21 protein-coding genes and 2 pseudogenes are annotated in these 23,791 nt (G+C 73.6%); 11 read left to right on the top strand and 12 right to left on the bottom strand.

The window, feature by feature from the left end:
- Nucleotides 1–30: 30 nt before the first annotated feature.
- Both ACZ4V6_RS22630 and ACZ4V6_RS22625 read right to left on the bottom strand, forming a co-directional pair.
- Entirely contained in the window at nt 31–1,245 is a 1,215-nt protein-coding gene (locus ACZ4V6_RS22630) for an acetyl-CoA C-acetyltransferase (protein ID WP_467830213.1), read from the bottom strand.
- An 11-nt stretch (nt 1,246–1,256) separates the two neighbouring features.
- Complete coding sequence (locus ACZ4V6_RS22625) at nt 1,257–2,411, bottom strand: CaiB/BaiF CoA transferase family protein (RefSeq protein WP_467830211.1); 1,155 nt, start codon at nt 2,409–2,411, stop codon at nt 1,257–1,259.
- A gap of 239 nt (nt 2,412–2,650) precedes the next feature.
- Here ACZ4V6_RS22625 and ACZ4V6_RS22620 point away from each other — a divergent pair, with 239 nt between their 5' ends.
- Nucleotides 2,651–3,829 (top strand): saccharopine dehydrogenase family protein, encoded by a 1,179-nt coding sequence (locus ACZ4V6_RS22620; RefSeq protein WP_467830209.1) that lies wholly within the window; start codon nt 2,651–2,653, stop codon nt 3,827–3,829.
- A gap of 31 nt (nt 3,830–3,860) precedes the next feature.
- Here the strand turns inward: ACZ4V6_RS22620 and mmpA are convergent, their stop codons facing one another.
- Nucleotides 3,861–4,007 carry a morphogenic membrane protein MmpA gene (gene mmpA, locus ACZ4V6_RS22615; protein ID WP_467830207.1) on the bottom strand — a complete coding sequence of 49 codons (147 nt, stop codon included), beginning with the start codon at nt 4,005–4,007 and terminating at the stop codon, nt 3,861–3,863.
- Between the two features lie 203 nt (nt 4,008–4,210).
- Here mmpA and ACZ4V6_RS22610 point away from each other — a divergent pair, with 203 nt between their 5' ends.
- Together ACZ4V6_RS22610 and ACZ4V6_RS22605 are read left to right on the top strand one after the other, a co-directional pair.
- Entirely contained in the window at nt 4,211–4,399 is a 189-nt protein-coding gene (locus tag ACZ4V6_RS22610) for a hypothetical protein (protein WP_467830205.1), read from the top strand.
- Between the two features lie 162 nt (nt 4,400–4,561).
- Nucleotides 4,562–4,759 carry a hypothetical protein gene (locus ACZ4V6_RS22605; RefSeq protein ID WP_467830202.1) on the top strand — a complete coding sequence of 66 codons (198 nt, stop codon included), beginning with the start codon at nt 4,562–4,564 and terminating at the stop codon, nt 4,757–4,759.
- Here the strand turns inward: ACZ4V6_RS22605 and ACZ4V6_RS22600 are convergent.
- Complete coding sequence (locus ACZ4V6_RS22600; RefSeq protein ID WP_467830200.1) at nt 4,747–5,448, bottom strand: endonuclease V; 702 nt, start codon at nt 5,446–5,448, stop codon at nt 4,747–4,749. The genes ACZ4V6_RS22605 and ACZ4V6_RS22600 overlap by 13 nt on opposite strands.
- 43 nt (nt 5,449–5,491) lie before the next feature.
- Here ACZ4V6_RS22600 and ACZ4V6_RS22595 point away from each other — a divergent pair, with 43 nt between their 5' ends.
- The gene (locus ACZ4V6_RS22595; protein ID WP_467830197.1) at nt 5,492–5,788 is read left to right on the top strand and encodes a YciI family protein; all 297 of its coding nucleotides are present in this window, start codon (nt 5,492–5,494) and stop codon (nt 5,786–5,788) included.
- Nucleotides 5,789–6,039: 251 nt separating this feature from the next.
- On the opposite strand, the gene ACZ4V6_RS22590 is transcribed toward ACZ4V6_RS22595, so the two are convergent.
- Nucleotides 6,040–7,086: a WD40/YVTN/BNR-like repeat-containing protein gene (locus ACZ4V6_RS22590; protein ID WP_467830309.1), complete on the bottom strand. Its 1,047-nt coding sequence runs from the start codon at nt 7,084–7,086 to the stop codon at nt 6,040–6,042.
- Nucleotides 7,087–7,388: 302 nt separating this feature from the next.
- On the opposite strand from ACZ4V6_RS22590, the gene ssgD reads away from it, so the two are divergent.
- Nucleotides 7,389–7,805, top strand: a complete 417-nt coding sequence (gene ssgD / locus ACZ4V6_RS22585; RefSeq protein ID WP_467830195.1) for a spore wall synthesis regulator SsgD — start codon at nt 7,389–7,391, stop codon at nt 7,803–7,805.
- 104 nt (nt 7,806–7,909) lie between these two features.
- Here ssgD and ACZ4V6_RS22580 read toward each other — a convergent pair whose 3' ends face one another.
- Nucleotides 7,910–8,581: a GOLPH3/VPS74 family protein gene (locus tag ACZ4V6_RS22580; RefSeq protein WP_467830193.1), complete on the bottom strand. Its 672-nt coding sequence runs from the start codon at nt 8,579–8,581 to the stop codon at nt 7,910–7,912.
- A 323-nt stretch (nt 8,582–8,904) separates the two neighbouring features.
- Here ACZ4V6_RS22580 and ACZ4V6_RS22575 point away from each other — a divergent pair, with 323 nt between their 5' ends.
- Complete coding sequence (locus tag ACZ4V6_RS22575) at nt 8,905–10,530, top strand: ABC-F family ATP-binding cassette domain-containing protein (protein WP_467830191.1); 1,626 nt, start codon at nt 8,905–8,907, stop codon at nt 10,528–10,530.
- Nucleotides 10,531–10,708: 178 nt separating this feature from the next.
- Here ACZ4V6_RS22575 and ACZ4V6_RS22570 read toward each other — a convergent pair whose 3' ends face one another.
- The gene (locus tag ACZ4V6_RS22570; protein ID WP_467830189.1) at nt 10,709–11,707 is read right to left on the bottom strand and encodes a DUF1259 domain-containing protein; all 999 of its coding nucleotides are present in this window, start codon (nt 11,705–11,707) and stop codon (nt 10,709–10,711) included.
- Between the two features lie 362 nt (nt 11,708–12,069).
- Here ACZ4V6_RS22570 and ACZ4V6_RS22565 point away from each other — a divergent pair, with 362 nt between their 5' ends.
- On the top strand, nt 12,070–13,044 hold the full coding sequence (locus ACZ4V6_RS22565; protein ID WP_467830186.1) for an acyl-ACP desaturase: 975 nt from the start codon (nt 12,070–12,072) through the stop codon (nt 13,042–13,044).
- 91 nt (nt 13,045–13,135) lie between these two features.
- Here the strand turns inward: ACZ4V6_RS22565 and ACZ4V6_RS22560 are convergent, their stop codons facing one another.
- A complete protein-coding gene (locus tag ACZ4V6_RS22560; RefSeq protein WP_467830183.1) occupies nt 13,136–13,381 on the bottom strand; it encodes a WhiB family transcriptional regulator in 246 nt (81 codons plus the stop codon).
- A gap of 208 nt (nt 13,382–13,589) precedes the next feature.
- Here ACZ4V6_RS22560 and ACZ4V6_RS22555 point away from each other — a divergent pair, with 208 nt between their 5' ends.
- A complete protein-coding gene (locus tag ACZ4V6_RS22555; protein WP_467830307.1) occupies nt 13,590–14,378 on the top strand; it encodes a VOC family protein in 789 nt (262 codons plus the stop codon).
- A gap of 17 nt (nt 14,379–14,395) precedes the next feature.
- Here the strand turns inward: ACZ4V6_RS22555 and ACZ4V6_RS22550 are convergent, their stop codons facing one another.
- Together ACZ4V6_RS22550 and ACZ4V6_RS22545 are read right to left on the bottom strand one after the other, a co-directional pair.
- Entirely contained in the window at nt 14,396–15,448 is a 1,053-nt protein-coding gene (locus ACZ4V6_RS22550; protein WP_467830181.1) for a LacI family DNA-binding transcriptional regulator, read from the bottom strand.
- A gap of 87 nt (nt 15,449–15,535) precedes the next feature.
- Nucleotides 15,536–16,531 (bottom strand): multicopper oxidase domain-containing protein, encoded by a 996-nt coding sequence (locus ACZ4V6_RS22545; protein ID WP_467830179.1) that lies wholly within the window; start codon nt 16,529–16,531, stop codon nt 15,536–15,538.
- A 189-nt stretch (nt 16,532–16,720) separates the two neighbouring features.
- Between ACZ4V6_RS22545 and ACZ4V6_RS22540 the strand changes: the two genes are divergently transcribed.
- Complete coding sequence (locus tag ACZ4V6_RS22540; RefSeq protein ID WP_467830176.1) at nt 16,721–19,198, top strand: ThuA domain-containing protein; 2,478 nt, start codon at nt 16,721–16,723, stop codon at nt 19,196–19,198.
- A gap of 14 nt (nt 19,199–19,212) precedes the next feature.
- Nucleotides 19,213–21,399, top strand: coding sequence for an OmpL47-type beta-barrel domain-containing protein (locus tag ACZ4V6_RS22535; protein ID WP_467830174.1), 2,187 nt, complete (start codon nt 19,213–19,215; stop codon nt 21,397–21,399).
- Here ACZ4V6_RS22535 and ligD read toward each other — a convergent pair.
- Nucleotides 21,386–21,963 (bottom strand): annotated as a pseudogene (gene ligD / locus ACZ4V6_RS22530) (non-homologous end-joining DNA ligase LigD); the annotation flags it as partial. The gene ACZ4V6_RS22535 and the pseudogene ligD sit on opposite strands and share 14 nt — an antisense overlap.
- A gap of 231 nt (nt 21,964–22,194) precedes the next feature.
- On the opposite strand from ligD, the pseudogene ACZ4V6_RS22525 reads away from it, so the two are divergent.
- A pseudogene (locus tag ACZ4V6_RS22525) lies at nt 22,195–22,368 on the top strand (ATP-dependent DNA ligase); the annotation flags it as partial.
- 3 nt (nt 22,369–22,371) lie between these two features.
- On the opposite strand, the gene ACZ4V6_RS22520 reads toward ACZ4V6_RS22525, so the two are convergent.
- Entirely contained in the window at nt 22,372–23,562 is a 1,191-nt protein-coding gene (locus ACZ4V6_RS22520) for a zinc-dependent alcohol dehydrogenase (protein WP_467830172.1), read from the bottom strand.
- Nucleotides 23,563–23,791: the final 229 nt, after the last annotated feature.

Raw genomic sequence — 23,791 nt, 5'->3', positions numbered from 1 at the left:
GTGTGCTCCAGGTGGTCCGTCGGGAGGGGGTCAGACGCGCTCGACGATGGTGGCGATGCCCATGCCGCCGCCCACGCACAGGGTGGCGAGGCCGTACCGCTTGTCCTGGCGCTCCAGTTCGTCGACGAGCGTGCCGAGGATCATCGCGCCGGTGGCGCCGAGGGGGTGGCCCAGCGCGATGGCGCCGCCGTTGACGTTGACCTTGTCCAGGGACAGTCCCATGTCCTTGACGAAGCGCAGGACGACCGCGGCGAACGCCTCGTTGATCTCGACGAGGTCGATGTCGTCGATGGTGAGCCCGGCCTTGGCGAGGGCCTTGCGGGTGGCGGGGGCGGGTCCGGTGAGCATGATGGTGGGCTCGGAACCGGACACGGCGGCGGAGACGATCCGCGCGCGCGGGGTGAGCCCGTGGCGCTCGCCCACCTCCTTGGAGCCGATGGCGACCAGGGAGGCGCCGTCGACGATGCCGGAGGAGTTGCCGGCGTGGTGGACGTGGTCGATCTTCTCGACCCAGTGGTACTTCTGCAGCGCGACGGCGTCGAAGCCGCCGAGTTCGCCGATGTCGGCGAAGGACGGCTTGAGCCCGGCGAGGGAGTCGGCGGTGGTGCCGGGGCGCAGGTGCTCGTCGTGGTCGAGGACGGTGAGGCCGGCGCGGTCCCTCACCGGAACGACGGACCGCTCGAAGCGGCCCTCCTTCCACGCCGTGGCCGCCCGCTCCTGGGAGAGGGCCGCGTACTCGTCGACGTCCCGGCGGGAGAAGCCCTCGATGGTGGCGATCAGGTCGGCGCCGATGCCCTGCGGGACGAAGTTGGTGGCGAGGTTGGTCATCGGGTCGTTGAACCAGGCTCCGCCGTCCGAGGCCATCGGCACCCGGGACATGGACTCGACGCCACCGGCGAGGACCAGGTCCTCCCAGCCGGAGCGGACCTTGGCGGCGGCCAGGTTGACGGCCTCCAGCCCCGAGGCGCAGAAGCGGTTCTCCTGCACGCCGGCCACCGTGTCGGGGAGCCCGGCGGCGATGGCGGCGATGCGGGCGATGTCGGAGCCCTGGTCGCCGACCGGGCCGACGACGCCGAGGACGATGTCGTCGACGGCGGCCGGGTCGAGGCCCGGGAACCGGGCGCGGATCTCGTGGATGAGGCCGACGACCAGGTCGACGGGCTTCGTGCCGTGCAGGGCACCGTTCGCCTTGCCGCGTCCGCGCGGGGTGCGGATCGCGTCGTACACGTACGCTTCGGTGGTCACTGGCAGGCCTTTCACTGAGGGTTCTTCGCGGGGCTGTTCGGCTCGGGGGCGCGGGGCAGGCCCCAGTCGCGGGCGACGGCCTCCGCGTCGGCGCCGGGCAGGGCGGGCCCGGTGCGGACGGCGGTGGGGGTCGCCGAGAAGCGGGGCGCGGGGGCCGGCTGGGTGATGCCGCCGTGGTCGGTGAAGGTGCCGCGGGCGGCGAGGTGCGGGTGGTGCGGGGCCTCGCGCAGCGACAGGACGGGAGCCACGCAGGCGTCGGAGTCCGTGAAGACGGCCGTCCACTCGTCCCGGGTACGGGCCTTGAAGCGGGCGGCGATCGCCTCGCGCAGCTCGCCCCAGCGGGCCACGTCCTCGCGGGCCGGCGCCTGGTCCGGGATGCCGAGCCGCTCCATGAACTCGGCGTAGAACCGCGGCTCCAGGGCGCCGACGGCCATGTACCGGCCGTCGGCCGTCTCGTAGGTGCCGTAGAACGGGGCGCCGCCGTCGAAGAGGTTGGTGCCGCGCCGGTCCTGCCAGGCGCCGGCGGCGAGCATGCCGTGGATCATCGCCGAGAGGTGGGCGGCGCCGTCCACGATGGCGGCGTCGACGACCTGGCCGGTGCCGGTGGCGCGGGCGTGGTGCAGGGCGGCGAGGATGCCGACGACCAGGTAGAGGGAGCCGCCCGCGTAGTCGCCGAGCAGGTTGGCCGGGACGGCCGGCGGTCCGTCGGGGGCGCCGGTCATGCCGAGGGCGCCGGTGAGGGCGATGTACCCGATGTCGTGACCGGCGCGCTGGGCGAGGGGGCCGTCCTGGCCCCAGCCGGTCATGCGGCCGTAGACCAGGCGCGGGTTGCGGGCGTGGCAGGACGCGGGGCCGACACCGAGGCGCTCGGCGACGCCGGGGCGGTAGCCCTCGATCAGGACGTCGGCGCGTTCGGCCAGGTCGAGGACGCGGGCCGGGCCGTCGGGCGACTTGAGGTCGACGGTCACCGAGCGCTTGTTGCGGTTGGTGACGTCGCGGGCGGGGTCGATCGCGAGGCCGGGACCGCCGGGCCGGTCGACGCGGACGACGTCGGCGCCGAGGTCGGCGAGGAGCATGGCAGCGAAGGGCCCGGGGCCGATGGCGGCCAGTTCGATCACGCGCACACCGCTGAGCGGCCCGTCACCCGGCGTCTTCGCCTCTGCCATCGAGCCCCCAGCGTCGTGACACAACTGATGTAACACCAGCGATGCTAAGAACGTGTTCCACTCGGCACAAGGCCTGGCGAGCAAGCGCTTAGCCAATTATGGGGCAGGCGCGTCGCCGGGCTCGGCACTCCTCACGCTAGCCTCGGCCACCGGCGACGGCGCGTGCTGTGGGCCCAAGGGTTGGCGACGAGGCCGCCGAAGGACGCCGACGGGGCGCCGAACGGTGGCGAAGGAGTGTCATGAGCAGGCTGAACAGGGCGGATCGGCCGTACGACATCGTGCTCTTCGGGGCGACCGGTTTCGTCGGCGGACTGACCGCGCAGTACCTCGCCGCGCACGCGCCCGAGGGACTGCGCTGGGCGATCGCCGGCCGCGACGAGCGGAAGCTGCGGCGGCTCGCCGGGCGGCTGCCCGCCGGCACGGACGTCGGCACGCTGCGGGCCGACGTGTCCGACCCGGCCTCCCTGCGCGCGCTCGCCGAGCAGGCGCGCGTGGTCGCCTCGACGGTCGGCCCGTACGTCCGGTACGGCGAGGGACTCGTCGCCGCCTGCGCGGACACCGGCGCGGACTACCTGGACCTGACGGGCGAGCCCGAGTTCGTGGACCTCGTGTACGTGCGGCACGACGCACGCGCGCGGGAGACCGGCGCGCGGCTGGTGCACGCGTGCGGCTTCGACTCCGTGCCGCACGACCTGGGCGTGTACTTCACGGTGCGGCAGCTGCCGGAGGGCGTGCCGCTGACCGTGGACGGTTTCGTGACCGCCGACGCCGCCTTCTCCGGCGGGACGTTCGCCTCCGCGCTGGGCCAGTTGGCCCGCGGCCGGCAGATGCGGGCCGCGGCGCGGGACCGGCGCCGGCACGAGCCGCGGCTGGTGGGCCGCCGGGCGGTGACGCCGACGGGCACCCCCCGCTACGCGGGCGAGGTGGGGGCCTGGGCGCTGCCGCTGCCCACCGTCGATCCGCAGATCGTGCGGCGTTCCGCCGCGGCGCTGGACCGGTACGGCCCCGACTTCCGCTACCGCCACTACGCGGCCGTCCGGCACCTGCCCGTCGCGGTGGGCGGGGTGGCGGCGCTGGGCGCGCTGGTGGCCGCGGCGCAGGTCCCGCCGGTGCGGCGCCGCCTGTCCGGTCTGCTGCAACCGGGTGACGGGCCGAGCCCGCAGAAGCGCGCGAAGAGCTGGTTCCGGGTCCGCTTCGTGGGCGAGGGCGGCGGCCGCCGGGTGTTCACCGAGGTCTCGGGCGGCGACCCGGGCTACGACGAGACGGCGAAGATGTTCGCCGAGGCGGCGCTGTCCCTCGCCGTCGACGACCTGCCGCCGACCGCCGGCCAGGTCACGACGGCGGCGGCGATGGGCGACGCGCTGACCGGGCGTCTGCGGGCGGCGGGGATCGGCTTCCGGGTGGTCGCGCGGCGGTGACGCCCGGCCCGGTGGCCGGTCCTCGGGGTCGCTACCCCGACCAGCGGGCGATCGTGCAGATCATCCCGCCGATCCAGGCCGCTCCGGCCGTCACGGCGAGGACCAGACCGGCGGTCGCCGCCCGTTCGAGGGGCCGGCCCGGGCGGGCGGAGGACTCGGATGCGCGGTACGTCGTCATGCGCACAGCCTGACGCCCCCCACTGACACCGCACATCCGTACGGGTACTCGGGTCCCCCGAGCCCTGGGGGCCGCCGGGCCCGCCGCGACCGCACGGGGGAACACCCTGAGGACGCCCGCCCGCAGGAACCGCACGCGCCGCACCGTCCGGTGGCCCCGGCCCCTCGGCGCGGCGGCGTACACCGCCCCGCTCGTCAGCGGCGGTGCGACGGACGAGCACGCGGGGCGAAGAGCACCACCCCGGCCCTCCGGGCCCCGAGCCCGGCAGCGACGCGGACGACCCGATCGACGTCCCCCGGCCCGTCGGCGTCCCGTACCCGGACGACGGCCGGCGGATCAGCCACCGGACGGCCGCTTCCGGCCACGCGCCGGACCTCGTCGTGCCGAAGTGAAGGGCGTCTCGGGCGGACCGGCCCGCGGCACGGTCCCGAAGGGTCCGGCGGCCGTACCCCTGCTTCGAGGCTTCGCGCCCTCAGAGAGGCGTCTGACCTGGGAAATCCTGTCACGGGGCACGGAAAAGCCTCACAGGACAGTTCAATGAAACCATGGAGGGCATGACGAAGTTCCTCCTCGAAGTCACCATGGACGACGGCCCCGTCGCCGCGGACCCCGTGGGCGAATTGCAGCGGATCCTGCGGTACTGGGGCGGCAACCTGCGGCACTACCCGCTCCGGCCCGGCGACGCGTCGGTGATCCACGACTCGGAGTACCGGGAGGTGGGCCGTTGGAGCGTCGACGGTCAGGCCGGGTAGGTGGCGTCCCGCAGGGCGGCGCGGCACAGGGCGTCCGCCCTGCGGGTCGTCTCCGGCAGGCGGTAGGCGGGGGTCAGCGCCAGGGTGTGCGCGCAGGCGTTGTCGAGGCTCACGCGGTGGCCGACGGAGACGAAGACCGGCTTGACCGCGTCGCGCGTCCGCAGCGCGCGCCCGACCTCCTCGGCACCGTCGAGCAGCGGGGACGCGCTGCCGCGCGGTGTCCTCGGGGCGTCGTGGGCGAAGGTGAACGGGTTCTTGGCGACGCCGATCGTGGGCAGCCCGGTGAGCACGCCGAGGTGGCTGGCGAGGCCGAAGCGGCGCGGATGGGCGAGCCCGTAGCCGTCGCAGACGACCAGGCCGGGCGGGCAGGGCAGCGCGTGCAGGGCGGCGAGGACGGTGGGGATCTCGCGGAAGGCGAGCAGGCCGGGCACGTAGGGGAAGGAGATCCGCCCGACGGCGGTGGCCTCGGCGACCACGGCGAGGGTGGCGGCGTCGAGGACGACGGCGGCCGCCGCGACGACGTCCCGTTCGTCGTCGTAGGCGACGTCGACGCCGGTCACACGTCCCGTACCGGGAGGCGGGCCCGGTTCGTCGAGCACCACCCGCACCCGCAGTGCGTCCTGGACGGCGCGGGCCCGCTCCTCGGTCGCGGGCCAGTCGGCGGGGGTCTGCGCGGTCACGGTCGTCATGGTGACGGCAAGCCTACGGGAGCGCCGGAGTAGGCTCGCGATCGTGTTCGTACTGGAACTGTCCTACACCGCCCCGCTCGAAGCCGTCGACGCCGTGCTGCCGGACCACGTGGCCTGGCTCGACGGGCTGTACGAACGAGGGGTGTTCCTGGCCTCCGGCCGCAAGGAGCCCCGCGACGGCGGGGTGATCGTCGCCGTTGCGGAGAGCCGGGCGCGGATCGAGGAGATCACCGCGGGCGATCCCTTCGTCGTGGCGGGTGTGTGCGCGTACCGCGTCACCGAGTTCGTCGCCACGAAGACGGCGCCGGCGCTGGAGCCGTACCGGGAGACCCTCCGGTAGGGCCGGTGCGGCTCGCTCGCCGGGCGCTCCGCGGCTCGCCCCCGTCCCTGTGCGAACGGCCGCTGACGCCACGGCGTCCGGCCTCCCGGGACGGCCGGTCGCGGGTGGGGCCCGGGAGCCCCGCCGCGGCCCCGAGCGCCGTCCGCCGCTCCCGCTCGGGGCTCGAACCGCGCGGCACGTCCGCTCACTTCCCCCCGCGCTCGGCGAACGGACGCCCGCGGCACGGGCGGACGCCCGGTCCCCGCGCGGTGTCAGCGCTCCAGCCGGGCCACCCGCCCCTGCTCGCCGGACGCCCAACAGGCCAGGTCCGGGGCGCAGTCCACGGTGTCGTACGAGCCCGTGTCGACGGTGCGCCAGGTGCGGCCGCCGTCCGTGGTGAGGTCGGTCCCGGTGGGGCCGACCGCGAGGGCGGTGGCATGGCTGTGCGGGAGCCAGGCGGCGCCGGAGCGGTAGGCGGGCGGGGGCGTCCCGGCGGTCCGCCAGGTGCGGCCGCCGTCGGTGGTCCGCGCCGCGGGGCTCGGGGAGGCCTGGTCCGGGCGGTAGTCACCGCCCACCGCCAGGCCGTGGACACGGTCGCGGAAGGCGAGGGCGAAGATGCCCCGCGCCGGATCGCCCGCCGGGACCGGGGCGTCGGAGGCGGTCCAGGTGAGCCCCCGGTCGGCGGAGTGCAGCACGCGCGCGCGTGCGGCGCCGCCGGTGGCCAGCCAGACGTCCTTCGGCCCGGACGCGACCAGGCACTGCCCACTGGCGGCGAACCCGGCCTCGCCGTCCTGCGCGGCCGGCATCCCCTCGCTCGGCAGCACCGTCCAGGAGCGTCCGCCGTCGCGGGTCGACAGGAGGCGGAACCTCCCGTCGACCGGGTCGCTCATGGCGAGGCCGTGGCGGTGGTCGAAGAAGGTGAGGCAGTCGTAGAAGGCCCGCGGGTCGGTGTTGCGGAAGGACTCCGTCCAGGTCGTGCCGCCGTCGTCGGTGCGGTAGACGCGGGACGCCTCGCCCTCTCCGATGGACAGGGCCACGGCCCGGCGGGCGTCGAACGCCTCGATGTCGCGGAACTCCAGCCCCTCGGCGCCCGGCGGTGACACGTCGCGCCAGGTGTCGCCGCCGTCGGTGGTGCGCAGCACGGTGCCGCGGCCGCCGGCCACCCAGGCGGTGTGCCGGCCGACGGCGGCGAGTCCGCGGAAGCGCACGTCGGGCGTGCCGGTCTCCTTCCCCTCCCAGTGCGGGGACCGGTGGGCCTGCGCGGGGGCCGCGGTCAGCGTCGCCGACGCCGCCACGCACACCGCCGCGGCGGTCAGCAGCCGTGCCGTGCGCCGTCCACGGGACGGGGTGGTTGGTGCCGTGCGTCGCGTGCTCCCCAAGCGCCTCATGGCGGGCGAAGCTAGTCCACCGCTCCGGTGGCGTCCAGAGGGCCGCGCGGGGCACCGGGGTCCCAAGTGCCGTACGGGGCGCCCGGGGAGAGTCGTGTCACTCGCGTGCATGAAGGCGGTGACAGAGGTCACTCGCACATCGTGTGCACGGATCGGCTGGTTCCGTCGTCTCTTCCAGTGCCCGGCCCGCACCACCCCGGAAGTCCGCCCAGCCGTCACGAGGGAGCAAGGCGTTGTCCACCGTCATCGAGCAGCCCGTCGAGGCGCGTCTCGTCGCCGCCGCACCGCGTATGCCGAGCATTCCCGCCACGCTGCACTACGACCGCGGCGACCCGTTCGCCGTCCGCATGACCTTCCCGGCCCCGGCCACCCTGGAGGGGGTGGAGGTCTGCTGGACCTTCTCCCGCGAGCTGCTCATCGCCGGGATGCGGGAGCCCGACGGCCACGGTGACGTCCGGGTGCGGCCGTACGGGTACGACCGCACCGTCCTGGAGTTCCACGCCCCCGAAGGCACCGCCGTCGTCCACGTCCGCTCCGGCGAACTGCGCCGGTTCCTGCAGGCCACCAGCGAGCTGGTGCCGGTGGGCCTGGAGCATCTGCAGCTGGACCTGGACCACGGCCTGGCCGAGCTGATGCGGGGCACCTGCTGAGCGGCCGCCCGCCGGCCCGGACGGCCCGGCCGGCCACCGTCCCGCACCGCACGGTCGAGGCCACCGGGCGGGCGTGAACCCCGGGCGGCCCCGCCCGGTGGCCGTCAGCCGCCCGCCGGGGCCACCGCGCGCGCCGCCTCCGCGCTCACCGCCGCCCGCACCTCGCGCAGGACCTTCCCCAGGCCGGGTGCCGCCGTGGCACCGCGCGCGGTCAGCTCCTCGATCCGTCCCTCCCTGCGCGCCCGGTCCCCCACGGGCCCCAGAGCCCGCAGTCCGGCCGCGGCGGCCAGGGCGACGACGAGCGCGTCCCGCGCCGGGACCTCCCCGGCCGGCAGCGGGCCGTCCAGGACCTCCCGCGCCTCCTCGCGCAGCACCTGTGCCGCGGCGACCCGGGCCAGGACGTGGTCCACGGAGGGGAACACCCCGAGCACCCGCTTCTTCTCGGCCCGCAGGTACCCGCCCGCCACCAGCTGTTCCCGGACGGCGTCGAAGGTGACCCGCGCGTACGGCCGCACCCACGCCCGCCAGCGGCGCGGCACGGACTCGCGGACGAGGTCCAGCAGCCCGTCGAGGACGGCGTCGCCGGTGCGGCGGTCCAGGTCGACGGGTGTGGCGATGCCGTCGTCGTCGGTGAGCAGGCCGCGCCGGGCGAGTTCGGTGAGGGCGCCGGCGCGCACCAGGTGGTGCAGCCGCGCGGTGTCGGCGGTCCCGGGCCGCGCGGGATCCCAGGCCAGCAGGCAGAGCCGGGCCGGCAGTGAGAGTGATCCGTCGGGCACGGTGCCTCCTCGGGGCCGTGAGACCGATCCGCGATAAACCGTTGACACCCCGGAGCGGGCTTTCCTACGGTGTACAACGCTTCTGTCGCCGCCGATCGGAGAAGGACGTTGCTCGTCTGAGGTTCTGAGACACCGCGCCACCCCCCTTGTACGGGTGTGCGTAGCGTGCGACCTCGGCGTTCGGGCCGTCCCTCGCGGAACAGGGCTTCTCCCTGTCCGCCGACCCGCGGACCCTCCTTCCCACGCCCGACGGCGGCCGCCGCTTCCCGGTGTCTCGATACGCGTTTGCCCCTGACCGCATCGAGCAACCGCGGAGACCCTGTATGTCTGCATCCATCACCTGTACGGCCCTCTCCTTCGCCTGGCCCGACGGCACCCCCCTCTTCGACGGTCTCGACACCGCTTTCGGCCCCGGCCGGACCGGGCTCGTCGGCGTCAACGGCTCGGGAAAGTCCACCCTGTTGAAGCTGATCGCCGGGCAGCTCGTCCCCGCCGGCGGCACCGTCCACGTGGCCGGCGAGGTGGGGCACCTCCCGCAGAACGTCACGCTCGACACCGGCCTGCGGGTCGACGAGGCGCTCGGCATCGCCGCGCAGCGGGCCGCGCTGCACGCCATCGAGGCCGGTGACGCGGCCGAGGAGCACTTCGAGGCCGTCGGCGACGACTGGGACGTCGAGGAGCGCGCCCTCGCCACGCTCGGCGAGCTCGGCCTCGGCCACGTGTCGCTGGACCGCACCATCGGCGAGGTGTCCGGCGGCGAGTCCGTCCTGCTCCGGCTGGCGGCCCTGCTGCTGCGCCGGCCGGACGTCCTGCTGCTGGACGAGCCGACCAACAACCTCGACCTGTACGCCCGCAGGCGGCTCTACGCGGCCGTCGCCTCCTGGCCGGGGGTGCTGGTCGTGGTCAGCCACGACCGCGAACTCCTCGGCCTCGTCGACCAGATCGCGGACCTGCGGTCCGGCGGGATCACCCGGTACGGCGGCAGCTTCTCGGCGTACGAGGAGGCCCTGGCCGTCGAGCAGGAGGCGGCGGAGCGCATGGTGCGCGTCGCCGAGGCCGATCTGCGCAGGCAGAAGCGCGAACTGTCGGACGCCCAGGTCGTCCTGTCCCGGCGCAAGCGCTACGGACAGAAGATGTACGACACCAAGCGCGAGCCCCGGGCGGTGATGAGGATGCGCAAGCGCACCGCCCAGGAGTCCGCCGGCAAGTACCGCGTCATGCACGAGGAGAAGCTCGCCGAGGCCAGGGAGCGGCTCGACGACGCGGTGGAGGCCGTGCGGGACGACGACGAGATCCGCGTCGACCTGCCGTACACGGCCGTCCCGCCGGGCCGGTCCGTGCTCACCCTGCGGGATCTGGTGCTCGCGCACGGCGCGCGGGTCGCGGGCGGTCTCGATCTGCACGGTCCCGAGCGGATCGCGCTGACCGGCCGCAACGGCGCGGGCAAGACCACGCTGCTGCGCACCGTCGCCGGGGAGCTGGAGCCGGTGTCGGGCGAGGCGACCGCGCACGTCCCGCTGCGGTTCCTGCCCCAGCGCCTCGACGTCCTCGACGACGAGCTGACCGTCGCCGAGAACGTGGCCCGCTTCTCGCCGGGCGCGACGAACAACCGGATCCGGGCGCGGCTGGCCCGCTTCCTGTTCCGGGGCGCCCGGGCCGACCAGAAGGCGTCGACGCTGTCCGGCGGCGAACGCTTCCGGGCCTCCCTGGCCGCGCTGATGCTGGCCGAGCCCGCGCCCCAGCTGCTCATGCTGGACGAGCCGACGAACAACCTGGACATGGCGAGCGTCCGGCAGCTCACCACGGCCCTGGAGTCGTACGAGGGGGCGCTGATCGTGGCCAGTCACGACATGCCGTTCCTGGATTCGATCGGCGTCACGCGCCGGCTGCTGCTGGAGGAGGGGGAGCTGAAGGAGTCCACACCGGACGCCGTCGCACCCCCCGCCTAGCAGCGGCCGGTGCCGGCCGGGCGGAAAGCGTGCCGGCGGCAGGCCGGGCGCCGGCGCGGCCGAGCCGGGCGCGTGCGGGGAACCGCGGTGCGTCGGGTCGGCCGGGGCCGGGCCGAGGCCCAGGCCGGCGCCGGCGCCGGCGCCGGACGGGCGGGTGACCGCTCGTCGGCGCCGGCCGTCAGGCCGTTTTCAGGGGCATGGGCACGACGTCGGTGGTGTCCACGGCCGGCCGGAGGCCCTTGGCGAGGCTCACCGCGTCGCCGACGGCCCAGTAGTGGACGAAGAACAGGCGTGGCTCGTCGGTCAGGTTGTGGTGGTGCAGCTCGACGAGTTCGATCCCACCGCGTCGCAGGGCCATGAGGGCGGGCTGGACCTCGTGGGCGACCAGCGCCAGGTCGCCGCTGAGCACGGCCCGTCCACCGCCGAGCGGCTGGAAGCCGACGGCGCTGGTGGAGCCCAGCCCCGGGGGCAGGATCACCCGGCCGTCGGTGATGGTCTCGCGACGGACGTACGTGCACCTGTAGATGCTGTCGTCGACGTAGCCCTCGACGCCCAGCGCGGCGTCGATCGCGGCGGTGTCCAGGTCCGCGGGCGGTGAGACGGCGAGGGGTTGGGCGAGCGGGGTGCCGGTGCGCTCGAGCGCGGCGCGCAGGCCGCGGGCGACGGCGACCGGGTCGTGGCCGTGCGCGTGCACGTGGATCCACCAGACGGCCGGCTCGTGGGCGAGCAGGTGCTTGTGGATGGCGGTCTGTTCGATCCCGTGCTGGTGCAGGACGTCGATGAAGTCCTGCAGTTCGCGCTCGGTGACCACCATGTCGCCCATCAGGAAGGTGCTGTGGTCGGCGTAACGGACGAAGGACACATGCGTGCCCAGAGCGAGCGCGGGGTCGACCCGGACGCCGCGGGAGAAGACCGTGAGGTCCCGGCGCGGAAAGCCCGTGTGGTACATGAACCGCCTCATGTCACCGGTCCGCCCGAGGGCCTCGCCGACGTCCACCCAGTCCGCCGGTCCGGTCATCACGGGCTCGACCGGCGCACCGTCGTCCGGTCCTGCGGGCTGGGCGCCGGCGCGGGCGGGCACCCCGGCGAGTACGGGCGCCAGGGCCGCCGCGGCCAGTACGCGGCGCCGGGACGCGGGGGTCCCGAAGCGGGGGTTCTGCTGTCGGTCGTCAGCCATGTCGTGTGCCTCCTGGCGTGATGGAAGCACGGGAGACCGCGCGGATCGGTGACCCGCACCGTCACGACAGCCAGGTGGGTCAAGAGTCGGGGGGAACCGGGGGACACCGACGGGGGTTCCCTTCCCTCGGGTCCGCACCGCGCGACGGCCGGCCGGCGCCGCCTCGGCCCGTCGTCCGTCCGGCCCCCGGCCCGTGGACCCGGGTCGCGCCACACCCTGGTCGAGGGCGGTTGATCAGCCGTCTTTACAGTGCTTTTAACCTACGGTCTCGTAACCTACGGTTTCGTAGCCTACGATCCCGTAGGTTCCGGCACCGCTCGCCGGTTCGCATTCCGCTCTGTCGTACGTCCCCTGGAGTACCCGTGACGATCACCTCTCCTCACCTCGGCACCTCCGCCGCTTGGACCGATGCCCGGCTGCTGTACGCCCTCGAGGAAGTGGTCGAGACCGAACTCAACCGGCACCTGAAGGTCGCCAAGGACTGGATGCCGCACGAGTACGTGCCGTGGAGCGACGGCCGTAACTTCCCGGGGCTCTTCGAGGACGGCGAGGCCTGGGAGAAGGAGCAGTCCAAGGTCACCGAGATCGGCCGGATCGCGCTCGTGGTGAACCTCCTGACGGAGGACAACCTGCCCAGCTACCACCACGAGATCGCGTCCCTGTTCGGCCGCGACGGCGCCTGGGGCACCTGGGTGCACCGCTGGACCGCCGAGGAGGGCCGGCACGGCATCGTGATGCGCGACTACCTGCTCGCCTCGCGCGCCGTCGACCCGGACAAGCTGGAGCAGTTCCGCATGGCCCACATGAGCGAGGGCTTCGAGTCGGACAACCGCCACTCGATGCTCCACTCGGTGGCGTACGTCGCCTTCCAGGAGCTGGCCACCCGCATCTCGCACCGCAACACCGGCCACCAGTCCGGCGACCCGGTCTGCGACCGCATGCTGGCCCGCATCGCGACCGACGAGAACCTGCACATGGTCTTCTACCGGAACCTGCTCAAGGCCGCCTTCGAGCTCGCTCCCGACCTGACCATGCAGGCCGTGCGGGACGTGGTCGTGAACTTCCGGATGCCCGGCCACGGCATCCCCGGCTTCGAGCGCGCCGCCGCGCAGATGGCCATCGGCGAGGTCTACAACCTGCGCATCCACCACGACGACGTGATCCAGCCCGTGCTGCGCTTCCTGAAGATCATGGAGATCGACGGCCTCGGCCCCGAGGGACAGCAGGCCCAGGAGGAGCTCGGGCTGTACATGAGCGGGCTGGACGCGGAGGCCGCCAAGTTCGACGAGAAGCTGGCGGCGCGCAAGGCGCGGATGGCGGCCCGCGCGGCGGGCTGACCGCGCCCTCGACGGCGCGGCGCCGGGTCCGGGGCAGGTCGCCGCGGCCCCGGCCCGCCGCGCCGCGCACGCGTCGTGCGTCCGGCCCGGCTCAGCGCGCGGTGCGCCGCAGCGCCAGCCGTTCCTTCTCCGACAGTCCGCCCCAGACGCCGAAGCGCTCGTCGTTGCTCAGCGCGTAGTCCAGGCAGGCCGGGCGGATCGGGCACCGGGCGCAGATCCGCTTGGCGTCCCGCACGGAGCTCCCGGGCTCGGGGAAGAAGAAATCCGCTCCGGTCTGGGCGCACAACGCCTCCTGCTGCCAGGCGATGTCGGGCGTCGCGATCGTGTCGATGTGCATGGGCAGGAGCGTGCCCCGTGACGAAAAACGTTCGATCAACGCGGGATCAACGACGCCCGGCCGGGCCCGCGCCCGCGCCCGCGCCGGGGGACCTCCCGGCGGTCCCCCGGCGCGGGCGGGCGCGCACGGCTGCGCGCGGGAGCGACGGCCGGTGGTCGGTGGAAGACTCGGCAGTGCAGGCAACGGGACCCTTCCGAGGAGGGCGATGATGCTCACCACCCGTTTTGTCACCGGCGCTCCGAACTGGGCCGACGTCGGCACGTCCGACATCGACGGCGCCGCGTCCTTCTACGGTGGTCTCTTCGGCTGGCGGTTCCGGTCGGCGGGGCCCGAGGCCGGGGGTTACGGCTTCTTCGAACTGGACGGCCGGATCGTGGCCGGCGGCGCGCGGACGACGCCGGAGCAGGGGCCGCCGTCCTGGACGGTGTACTTCCAGGTCCCCGACGCGCAGGCCGCCGCCAAGGCCTCCGGGCAGGCCCACGGCGGTGTGCTCACGCGGCCGGTGGACGTGATGGGCCAGGGCACCGTGGCGATGCTCGCCGACCGGGCCGGGGCGGTGTTCGGCGTGTGGCAGCCGGGCCGGCTCGGCGGCCTGGGCGCGGCCGGCGAGACCGGCGCGCTGTGCTGGGTCGAGCTGTACACGCCGGACGTCGCGGCCGCCGCCGCGTACTACCGGGCGGTGCTGGGGCTGGAGACCTCCGCCGTCCCGTTCCCCGACGCCGGGACGTACACGTGCGTGAACCCGGCCGGGGAGGGCGAGGAGAGCATGTTCGGCGGCTTCGTCCCGCTCGCCGACGACCCGCTGGAGACGCACGCCCACTGGCTGCCGTACTTCGCGGCCGCCGACGCGGACGCCACGGTCGCCCGGGCCGGGGAGCTGGGCGGCACGGTGCGGATGCCCGTGACGGACATCGAGGGCGTCGGGCGCCTCGCCCGGCTCGCCGACCCGTACGGCGCCCGGTTCGCGGTGCTCGGGCCGGCGCCGCGGAAGGCGTAGGGGCTCCGCGCTCCGGCTCACGCGGTGGCTCGGTGGACCAGGGTCGTCGGCAGGACGACGCCGGCCGGCGTGTCCGCCGCCGTCGCCCGGGAGTCCTCCGGGAGGACGGTGCCGCGGTCCAGGCCGCGCAGCAGCAGGCGGGCCATCAGCCGGCCCATCCCCTCGATGTCCTGGCGGACCGTGGTCAGCGGGGGGTCGGTCTGCTCGGCGACGGGCAGCATGTCGTCGAAGCCGACCACGGCCACGTCGTCCGGCACCCGCCGTCCGCGCTCGCGCAGCACCCGCAGGGCGCCCGCCGCGGTGAGGTCGTTGGCCGCGAACACCGCGTCCAGGTCCGGGCACCGCTCCAGCAGTTCCCGCATCGCCCGCTCACCCCCGCCCGGCGTGAAGTCCCCGCGCGCGATCAGCCCCGGGCAGGCGTCCGCGCGGACGTCCCGGAAACCCGCGAGCCGGTCGGCGGCGGAGGTCTGGTCGAGCGGGCCGGTGATGTGCGCGATGCGGGTGCGGCCGAGGCCGGCCAGGTGGCGTACGGCCTCGCGGGCGCCGCCGCGGTTGTCGCTGTCCACGTAGACCACGTCGTCCCGGCCGTCGTCCCAGCCGGGCCGTCCGCCGAACACCGTCGGCAGGCCGGCGCCGCGGACCAGACCGGGCAGCGGGTCGTCGAGGTGGAGGGAGAAGACGAGGGCGCCGTCGACGTGCCCTCCGGCCAGGTAGCGGCCGACGCGGGCGTGGTCCTCGCGGCCCTCGGTGAGCAACAGGACGAGCTGGCTGTCGTGGGCGGTCAGCTCCTTGCTGATGCCGCGCAGCTGCTGGGCGAAGTAGGGGTCGGTGAAGACGCGGGTCTCCGGTTCGGCGGCGACGACGGCGACGGCGTCGTGGCGTCTCGTCACCAGGCTGCGGGCGGCCCGGTTGGGGACGTAGCCGAGCTCCTCCACCGCGCGCCGGACCCGCTCGGCCAGCGCGTCCCGCACCCCGTGCGCCCCGTTGACCACGCGGGACACGGTGGCCCGTGAGACCCCCGCCCGCGCGGCCACGGCCTCCAGCGTGGGACGCGGCGCGGTCTCGGTCACGGGCGCTCCTCCTCGGCGGCTGCCGCTCAGGATAGCGGCAGCCGCCGGGCGGAAGAGGGCTTCCCTCCCCTGGGGAGGGGAGCGCCGTCAGTGCTCGTGCTCCGGGGTCTTCCCGGCCGTCCCCGCGTGCTCGTGCGGGTCGTACCCGGGGATCGTGCCGTCCGCCTTCTTCACCAGGAACAGCCCCACCATCCCCATGTCGGAGTGGCTCTGCACGTGGCAGTGGTACATCCACGCCCCGGCGCCGACCCCCTCCCCCGCGATCACCTGGAAGCCGAAGGAGTCCGCCGGGCCGACGATCTTGTTGTCGACGACCCGGCTGGGGTCCTCCGGACCGGTGAGCGTGCCGGTGCGGTTGTCGGCCCAGCGGTGACCGTGCATGTGGAAGGTGTGGTAGTACTCGCCGTGCGTGATCATCACGAACTCGACGCGGTCGCCCACGGTGGCCTCGAAGTCCGGACCCGTGTGCGGGGCGCGGTTGTTGATGCGCATGTCGTTGAAGACGATGGTGTGCGTGGCGTCCGGCAGCACGTCGCCCTTGCGGCGCACGATCACCGGGCCGTAGAGGCCGCCCCGGATGCCGCCCGTGCCGTGTTCGGTACCGACGACGTGGTCGTGGTAGTGCCAGTACCCCGCGCTGCCCGGCCGCCAGGTGCCGTCCTCCCGGCGGCCGGGCGCGTGGGTGCGCCAGGTGTAGGTGCGGGTGCCGCCGGGCTCGACGTCGCTCCGGTTCATCCTCGTGCCGTCGCTGGAGATCTCGTAGTCGAGGCCGTGGACGTGCAGACTCGCCGCCACGTCCATCGTGTTGGTGAACTCGATGTGCAGCGTGTCGCCCTCGTTGAGCTCGATCAGCGGGCCCGGGACCGTCGCCCCGCCCTTCTCCAGGCCGTACCCCATCTGCCCGTCGGGCAGCTTCTCGGCGTACAGCCTGATGTGCTTCACCTTGCCGCCGGCCGGCGCCGTCGCCGCCTGCACCGCCTGCGACCGGTCGGCGGCGTCCGCCGGCCCCGGGATCGCCGACAACGATGTCGCGGCGGCGGCGCCGCCCAGCAGCACCCGCCGGTTGAAGCCGCGTCTGTCCATGCCGAACTCCCCACACTGGTACGGAATCTGCTCAGACGTAGCTGTGATGAGCCTGTGAGACGGTACCGGCCTCCGAGCCGTTTATCCACACTCAGGACAAAGTTCGATCCATCCCGGTGATACCTATTGGCGAATCACGCAAAGAGGTCTAACTTCCTTGGCGCTGCTGCCGTGACCGAGGAGGTGCCCATGCACTTACGAGGGTTGAGCGCGAGAAGAAAGGGCTGGGCGGCGTTCGCGACCGCCGGGTTCGTCGCCGCGGGACTGCTGTCCGCCCCTGCCGCCGGCGCGCGGCCGGCGCCGGATCCAGCCCTGACAACGATGTCCATCAAGTCGCCGCCGGGCGGCGAGAACGTCCGCGTCCTCGTCTTCTACGGGTCCGCCGCGGCCGGGGACGAATCACCGGTGGTGAACGCCGGGATCGCGGCGATCGAGCGGATCGGGCTGTCCGGACCGGCGGGGGAACGCTTCAAGGTCGAGGCCACGGACGACGCCTCGGTCTTCACCGACGACAGGAAACTCGGCCGCTTCAACGCGATCGTGTTCCTGACCGGGGGCGGTGACGTCCTCGACCCGGACCAGGAGGCGGGCCTGGAGGCGTACATGGAGGCCGGCGGCGGTTTCGTCGGCATCCACGACGCGGCCCGCGCGGAGCCGTACTCGGACTGGTTCACCGGTCTGGTCGGAGCCCGCCCCGCCGCGTCCAGCCCGACGGGTGTCCAGCGGGCCACCGTCGAGGTCGGCGACCGGAACCATCCGGCCACCAAGGACCTGCCGGTCCAGTGGAAACGGCCCGACCAGTGGTTCAACTGGCAGAAGAACCCGTCCGGCGACGTCCACACGGTCGCCCGGGTGCGCGAGTCGACGTACCGGCCCGGAGCGAGCGCCAACGGGTGGGACCACCCGGTCAGCTGGTGCCGGGACTACGACGGCGGGCGGTCCTTCTACACCGGCATGGGCGGCACGGTGTCGTCGTACGACGAGACCGACTTCCGCGCCCATCTGCGCGGCGCCCTGCTGTGGACGACGCGGCTGGTGCGGGCCGACTGCAAGGCGACCATCGCCGGCAACTACAAGGCCGAGCGGCTGACCCGGCCCAACCAGCCGGGGCAGAACGACCAGATCGGCGAGCCGCACGGCCTGGTCACCGCGCCCGACGGCCGGGTGTTCTCCATCGGCCGGGGCGGTGCGGACTCGTCCCGGCCCGTGATCACGGACTGGAACGACCCCGACATCGGCAAGGGCAAGGGCCAGATCCACGTCTGGGACCCGAGGACCGGGAAGGTCACGCTCGCCGGCGAGCTGACCGTCTTCGGCAACAAGGGCGGCGGCGACGAACTGGTCAAGATCGAGGAGGGGCTGCTCGGCATCGAGCTGGACCCGGGGTTCGAGGAGAACGGGTGGGTGTACCTGCACTACACCCCGCACTCGCGGATCAACCGCGACACGCACATGGCCGAGCGGCGCGTCTCCCGCTTCACGCTCGACCGGGCGACGAACAAGCTGGACCTGGGCAGCGAGAAGGTGCTGCTCGCGTGGCCGGTGCAGATCCACAGCTGCTGCCACGCCGGCGGCGGGATGGCCTGGGACTCCAAGGGCAACCTGTACATCGCCACCGGTGACAACAACTCCAGCGGCTTCAGCGGCGGTTACTCGGGCAACAACCCGGAGCCCGCCTTCAAGGGCGTGTCCTTCGCCGACGCGCGCCGCACCGCCGGCAACACCAACAACCTCAACGGCAAGATCCTGCGCATCCACCCGGAGCCGGACGGGACGTACACGCTCCCGGAGGGCAACCTGTTCACCGGCAAGGAGACCGCCGAGGGCGGCGGCAAGACGCGCGGCGAGATCTACGTGATGGGCGTGCGCAACCCGGCGCGCATCTCCGTCGACAAGTCGACCGACACCCTCTACGCGGGCTGGGTCGGCCCGGACGCGGGCGCCCCGTCGCCGACGTGGGGCCCGGCGAAGTACGACACGTTCGCCGTGATCACCGAGGCGGGCAACCGGGGCTGGCCGTACTGCATGGGCAACAAGCAGCCGTACCGGGACCGGAACCTGCCGGACCCCTCGAAGCCGCTGGGCTGGTACGACTGCGACCACCCGAGGAACGAGTCGCCGAACAACGACGGCCTGGTCAATCTGCCGCCGGTGACCGGCAACAACATCTGGTACTCACCGCAGGGCGGCGGCCCCGACTTCCCGCGCGACGAGAACGGCGTCCCGTCGTACGAACAGGACGAGGCCACCTACCAGCTGCCCTGGCTCAAGGGCGGCGGCCAGGCCGCGATGAACGGCCCGGTCTACCGCTACGACGCGGCGAGCACGAGCGCCGCCAAGTGGCCGGCCTACTGGGACGGCAAGTGGTTCGTCGGCGACTTCTACGACGCCGACCAGCCGCGCAACGCGGTGCTGATGGACCCGAGGACGCAGGGCGACGGCGGTCTGCCGGTGCACGCGGAGTCGCTGAAGAGGATCGTGCCGGTCGGCAACGACGGCATCAAGAACCTGATGGACTGGAAGTTCGGTCCGGACGGCGCGCTGTACGTCCAGGACTACGGCCGCGGCTTCTTCACCTCGGACTCCAGGTCGGCCCTGTGGCGGGTCACCTACGAGGGCGGCGGGCCGACCCCGGCCGCCGGACAGCTGGCGAGGGGGAGCGAGTGATACGGCGACGAAGAATGTGGGCCGCCCTGCTGGCCGGCCTGCTGATGATGCTCGGCCTCCAGGCCACGTCCGCGTCCGGACAGCCCGGGGCCGCGTCCGGGACCGAGGCCGCCGAGCAGGTCCTCACCTGGACCGCGGGCGACGACATCACCAGGTACGCCTCCGCGCCCGAGACGGCGGTGGCCGGACCGGCGACGATCGTCTTCGAGAACAGCGCGGCGACCGGCAACACCACCGGCATGCCGCACACGCTGACGTTCGTGACGAGCGACCCCGGGTACAACAGCGACGTCCAGCTCAACATCCTGGCCAACCCGTTCGACGCCCAGGGCGGCAAGCACACCGCCGAGGTCACCCTCACCCCGGGCCGCTACCTGTACCACTGCACGATCCCCGGCCACGGCCAGATGCAGGGCGTGCTCGTGGTGACCGAGGGCGGCGGCTCCGACACGACGGCGCCCCAGACCTCGGCGGACGTCGAGGGCACGCGGAACGCCGAGGGCCAGTACGTCGGCGCGGCGAGCGTGACGATCGCCGCGACCGACGCCGGATCCGGTGTCGACCGCGTCGAGTACGCGATCGGTGCCGACGGCGCCTGGCAGCCGTACACCGCGCCGGTCGTCGTCGACCGGGTCGGCGACCACACGGTCCGCTACCGGGCGTTCGACAAGGCGGGCAACGCCGCCGCCGAGAAGAGCGTCACGTTCACCGTGGTCGCCCCGCCGACCGACGACACGACCCCGCCGGAGACCTCGGCGACGGTCAGCGGCGAGAAGGACGCGGACGGCGCGTACCTCGACATGGCGACGGTGACGGTCACCGCCTCCGACACCGGCAGCGGCGTCAACACCATCGAGTACGCGATCGGCGACGGCGCCTGGCAGGCGTACACCGCGCCGGTGATGGTGCACCAGGCGGGCACCCGCACCGTGCACTACCGCGCCACCGACAAGGCGGGCAACGTCGCGGCGGACAAGAGCGTCGGGTTCACGGTCGTCGCCGCTCCCCCGCAGGACACCACCGCACCGGTGACCGGCGCGACCGTGGAGGGCACCAGGAACTCCGACGGCGCGTACGTCGGCACCGCCAAGGTGACCGTCAGCGCCGCGGACGAGGGCGGTTCGGGCGTGGCTGGCATCGAGTACTCGCTCGACGCCGGTCCCTACCTGGCGTACACCGCGCCCGTGGTCGTCGACCGGGTCGGCGCGCACACCGTGACGTACCGGGCGAGCGACAGGGCGGGCAACACGTCCGAGCCGCTGAGCGTGAGCTTCACGGTGGTGGCGGGCGGGGGCGTGCCCGCGCCGCCCTGTCCGGAGTACGACGAGCGCCTGACGGTGATCGTCGGCACGGTCGACTCGGGGGTGCCGAACCGGGTGACGAACAACCGGTGCCGGATCAACGAGCTGATCGAGGACGAGAAGGAGTGGACGTCCCAGGCGCTCTTCCTCAAGCACGTCGGGGAGGTCCTGGACGCGCTCCTGGAGGAGGGCGTCGTCGACAAGCGCGAGGTCAGGGCGATCGACAAGGCCGCCCGCCGGTCCGGGATCGGCAAGCCCGGACAGACCGAGGGCTACCGCACGATCCTCGACGGCAGCCAGGAGTCGTTCGCGAAGTGGGAGCAGGTGGGCGGTGGTTCGTTCGCGCTGAACGGGGACGGGTCCATCACCTCCGGCACCGGCACGCCGGGCATGGGCATGCTGTGGTTCCCCGAGCGCAAGTACGGCGACTTCTCGCTGAAGCTCCAGTGGCGCGACGACGCGCCGGGCACCGGCAACGCCAACGGCGGTGTGTTCGTACGCTTCCCGTGGGTCCACGACCACCCGGAGGAGTCCCGGCCGGAGTGGGTCGCCATCAAGTACGGGCACGAGGTGCAGGTGTTCGACAGTCCGAGCGGCGACATGTACAAGACCGGGTCGGTCTACGGCTTCGACCGGGTCGGGCTCGCCGGGGCCGGCGTCACCGGGAAGGGCACCTGGAACGACTACGAGATCCGGGTGGTCGACCAGCACTACTCGGTCTACCGCAACGGCGTGCTGATCAACGAGTTCGACAACTTCGGCGGTCAGGACTTCTCCCCGGCGCGCTCGGACGACCCGGGCACCGACGGGCGGCGGTTCGCCTCCGGTTACCTCGGGCTCCAGGTGCACAGCACGACGGACGTGATCTCGTACCGGGACGTCCGGATCAAGGAGCTGTAGCCCGCTCCGCGCCGCGAGCGGGCTTCCTGGCCCGGCTCGGCCGCACCCGCCCGGGTTCGTCCGGCGTCTTCGGACACTCGGGCGGGTACGGCAGATCGCCGAGTCCGTGGTCGCGCTCGTCCTTCGCCGCCAGTTCCGGCGGGGCGTCGGGGGAACGGGCGTGGTCGTCCATGTCCGCGTGCACGTCGCCGAGTTCGGCGAAGCGCGCGGGCATGGCCGTGATGCCGAAGGCCCGCGGGTGCGCGTCGCCGGCCTCCTCCCGGCGCAGCGGCGCGGAGACGGGGCGCGCGGACGGGGGCGCCCCGAGCAGGCGGAGGCGACGGTGCGGTCCCGGGCGGTCTGGTGGTGGTCGACGAAGACGCGCTCGCCGCGTTCCTCCTTCCACCACACGGTGGTGACCCGCCGGGGCGACCGCCGTTCCGGCTCCCGCCCGGCGGCGACGGCGGCGCGGCGCACCCGGGTGGAGGGCCGGCACGGTTCGATCGGCACGAGGACGTGGACGCCGCGCCCGCCGGAGGTCTTGGGCCGGCCGCGCGGTCCGCCGGACTCCTCCAGCACCGGCCGAGGCCCCGTCGAGGGCGGCGGCGAGGGGCACGGCAGGACGGCCGAGCACGTCAGCCCTGTGACCCCCCTACGTCAACCGGATGACGTACCCCCGGGGAGTTGCCGCGGATCTTCGTGGCGTGCTTGACGGCCTGGCCGATGTCCCCCGTCCCCTCGGCGGCCTCGGGGCCCTGCCGTCCGGTCCGGCAAGTCCCGCAGCCCGGGACGGGGACGCGGTCCAGCAGCCGGGCGCGGTCCGAGCGGGTCGCCGAGGTGGCCTGCGCCCACATGGGGAACGGGGCGCGCTTTCGGCACGCGGCCCGGTTCCGCCGCCGGCGGCCGGGCCGCACGCCGGAGAGCTGCACCTGCGCTCGACCGGAGGAGCCGGTCCGCCACGACCTGGCGGAGTTCCTCGGCGGCCCGTGAGCCCTACGGCTTCATCAGGACCTTGACGGCGCCGTCCTGCTTCTTCTGGAACATCTCGTAGGCGCGCGGCGCCTCGGTGAGCGGGACCCGGTGGGTGGCGAAGTCGTCCACGCCGAGCGGGTCCTCGTCGGTGAGGTACGGGACGATCTCGTCGCTCCAGCGGCGCACGTTGGCCTGCCCCATCCGCATCTGGATCTGCTTGTCGAACAGGGTGAGCATCGGCATCGGGTCGGCCATGCCGCCGTAGACGCCGCTCAGCGAGATGGTGCCGCCGCGCCGCACCAGGTCGATGGCGGTGTACAGGGCCGCGAGCCGGTCGACGCTGAAGCGCTCCGCGAGCGGGCCGCCGATGGCCCGGGGCATCACGGCCGCGGACTGCTGGACCAGCTTGGCGACGGTGCTGCCGTGCGCCTCGGTGCCGACCGCGTCGATCACGGCGTCGGGGCCCCGGCCCCCGGTCTCGTCGCGGATCGCGGCGACCAGTTCCTTCTCGTTGTCGAAGGCCCGCAGGTCGTACGTCTCCACGCCCCGCGCGCGGGCCCGCTCCAGCCGCTCCGGCACCAGGTCCACGCCGAACACGCGTCCGGCGCCCTTGAGCCGCGCGACCCGGCAGGCCATGTCGCCGATGGGGCCGAGCCCGAGGACGGCGACGCTGCCACCCTGCGGGACGGCGGCGTACTCGACGGCCTGCCAGGCGGTGGGCAGGACGTCGGAGAGGTAGACGAAGCGGTCGTCGGCGGGCCCCTCCGGCACCTTGATGGGTCCGTACTGGGCCTGCGGTACGCGCAGGTACTCGGCCTGGCCGCCGGGCACCGCACCGTACAGGCGGGTGTAGCCGAACAGCGGGGCGCCCATGCCCTCGCCGGTGACCTGGGTGGTCTCGCACTGGGTCGGCAGCCCGGTGCCGCACATGTGGCAGTGCCCGCACGCGATCTGGAACGGCACCACGACCCGGTCACCGGGCTTCAGTCCGGTCACCTCGGACCCGACCTCCTCCACGATGCCCATGGGTTCGTGGCCGAGGATGTCGCCCGGTGTCATGAACGGCGTCAGCACCTCGTAGAGGTGCAGGTCGGAGCCGCACAGCCCACTGGACGTGACGCGGATGACCGCGTCCGTCGGCTCCTGGATCTTCGGGTCGGGCACGTCCTCGACCCGCACGTCCCGCTTGCCCTGCCAGACAACTGCCTTCATCGCCTCGCGCTCCCTCCGTCGCCCGTGCGTCTCGGTCCTGCGTCGCGGCCGGGTACCCCGGGACTCCCCCGCCGAACCGCCACCGGTTCGGCCGAACAGCGGATTCCGGGTGCGTTGTCAGATTCAGTCGGGTATGGCCATGAACGCCTTCAGAAGCAGACAATCAATGACAGTGAAGTGGGTGGGCGGGTGGCCGGAATGCGACACAGGACGCGCGGGCGGGACCGTG

The sequence above is a fragment of the Streptomyces sp. NPDC029152 genome, from assembly GCF_055564355.1.
The sequence above is the reverse complement of the archived record's forward strand: the minus strand, read 5'-3'. Positions and strand labels throughout refer to the sequence as shown.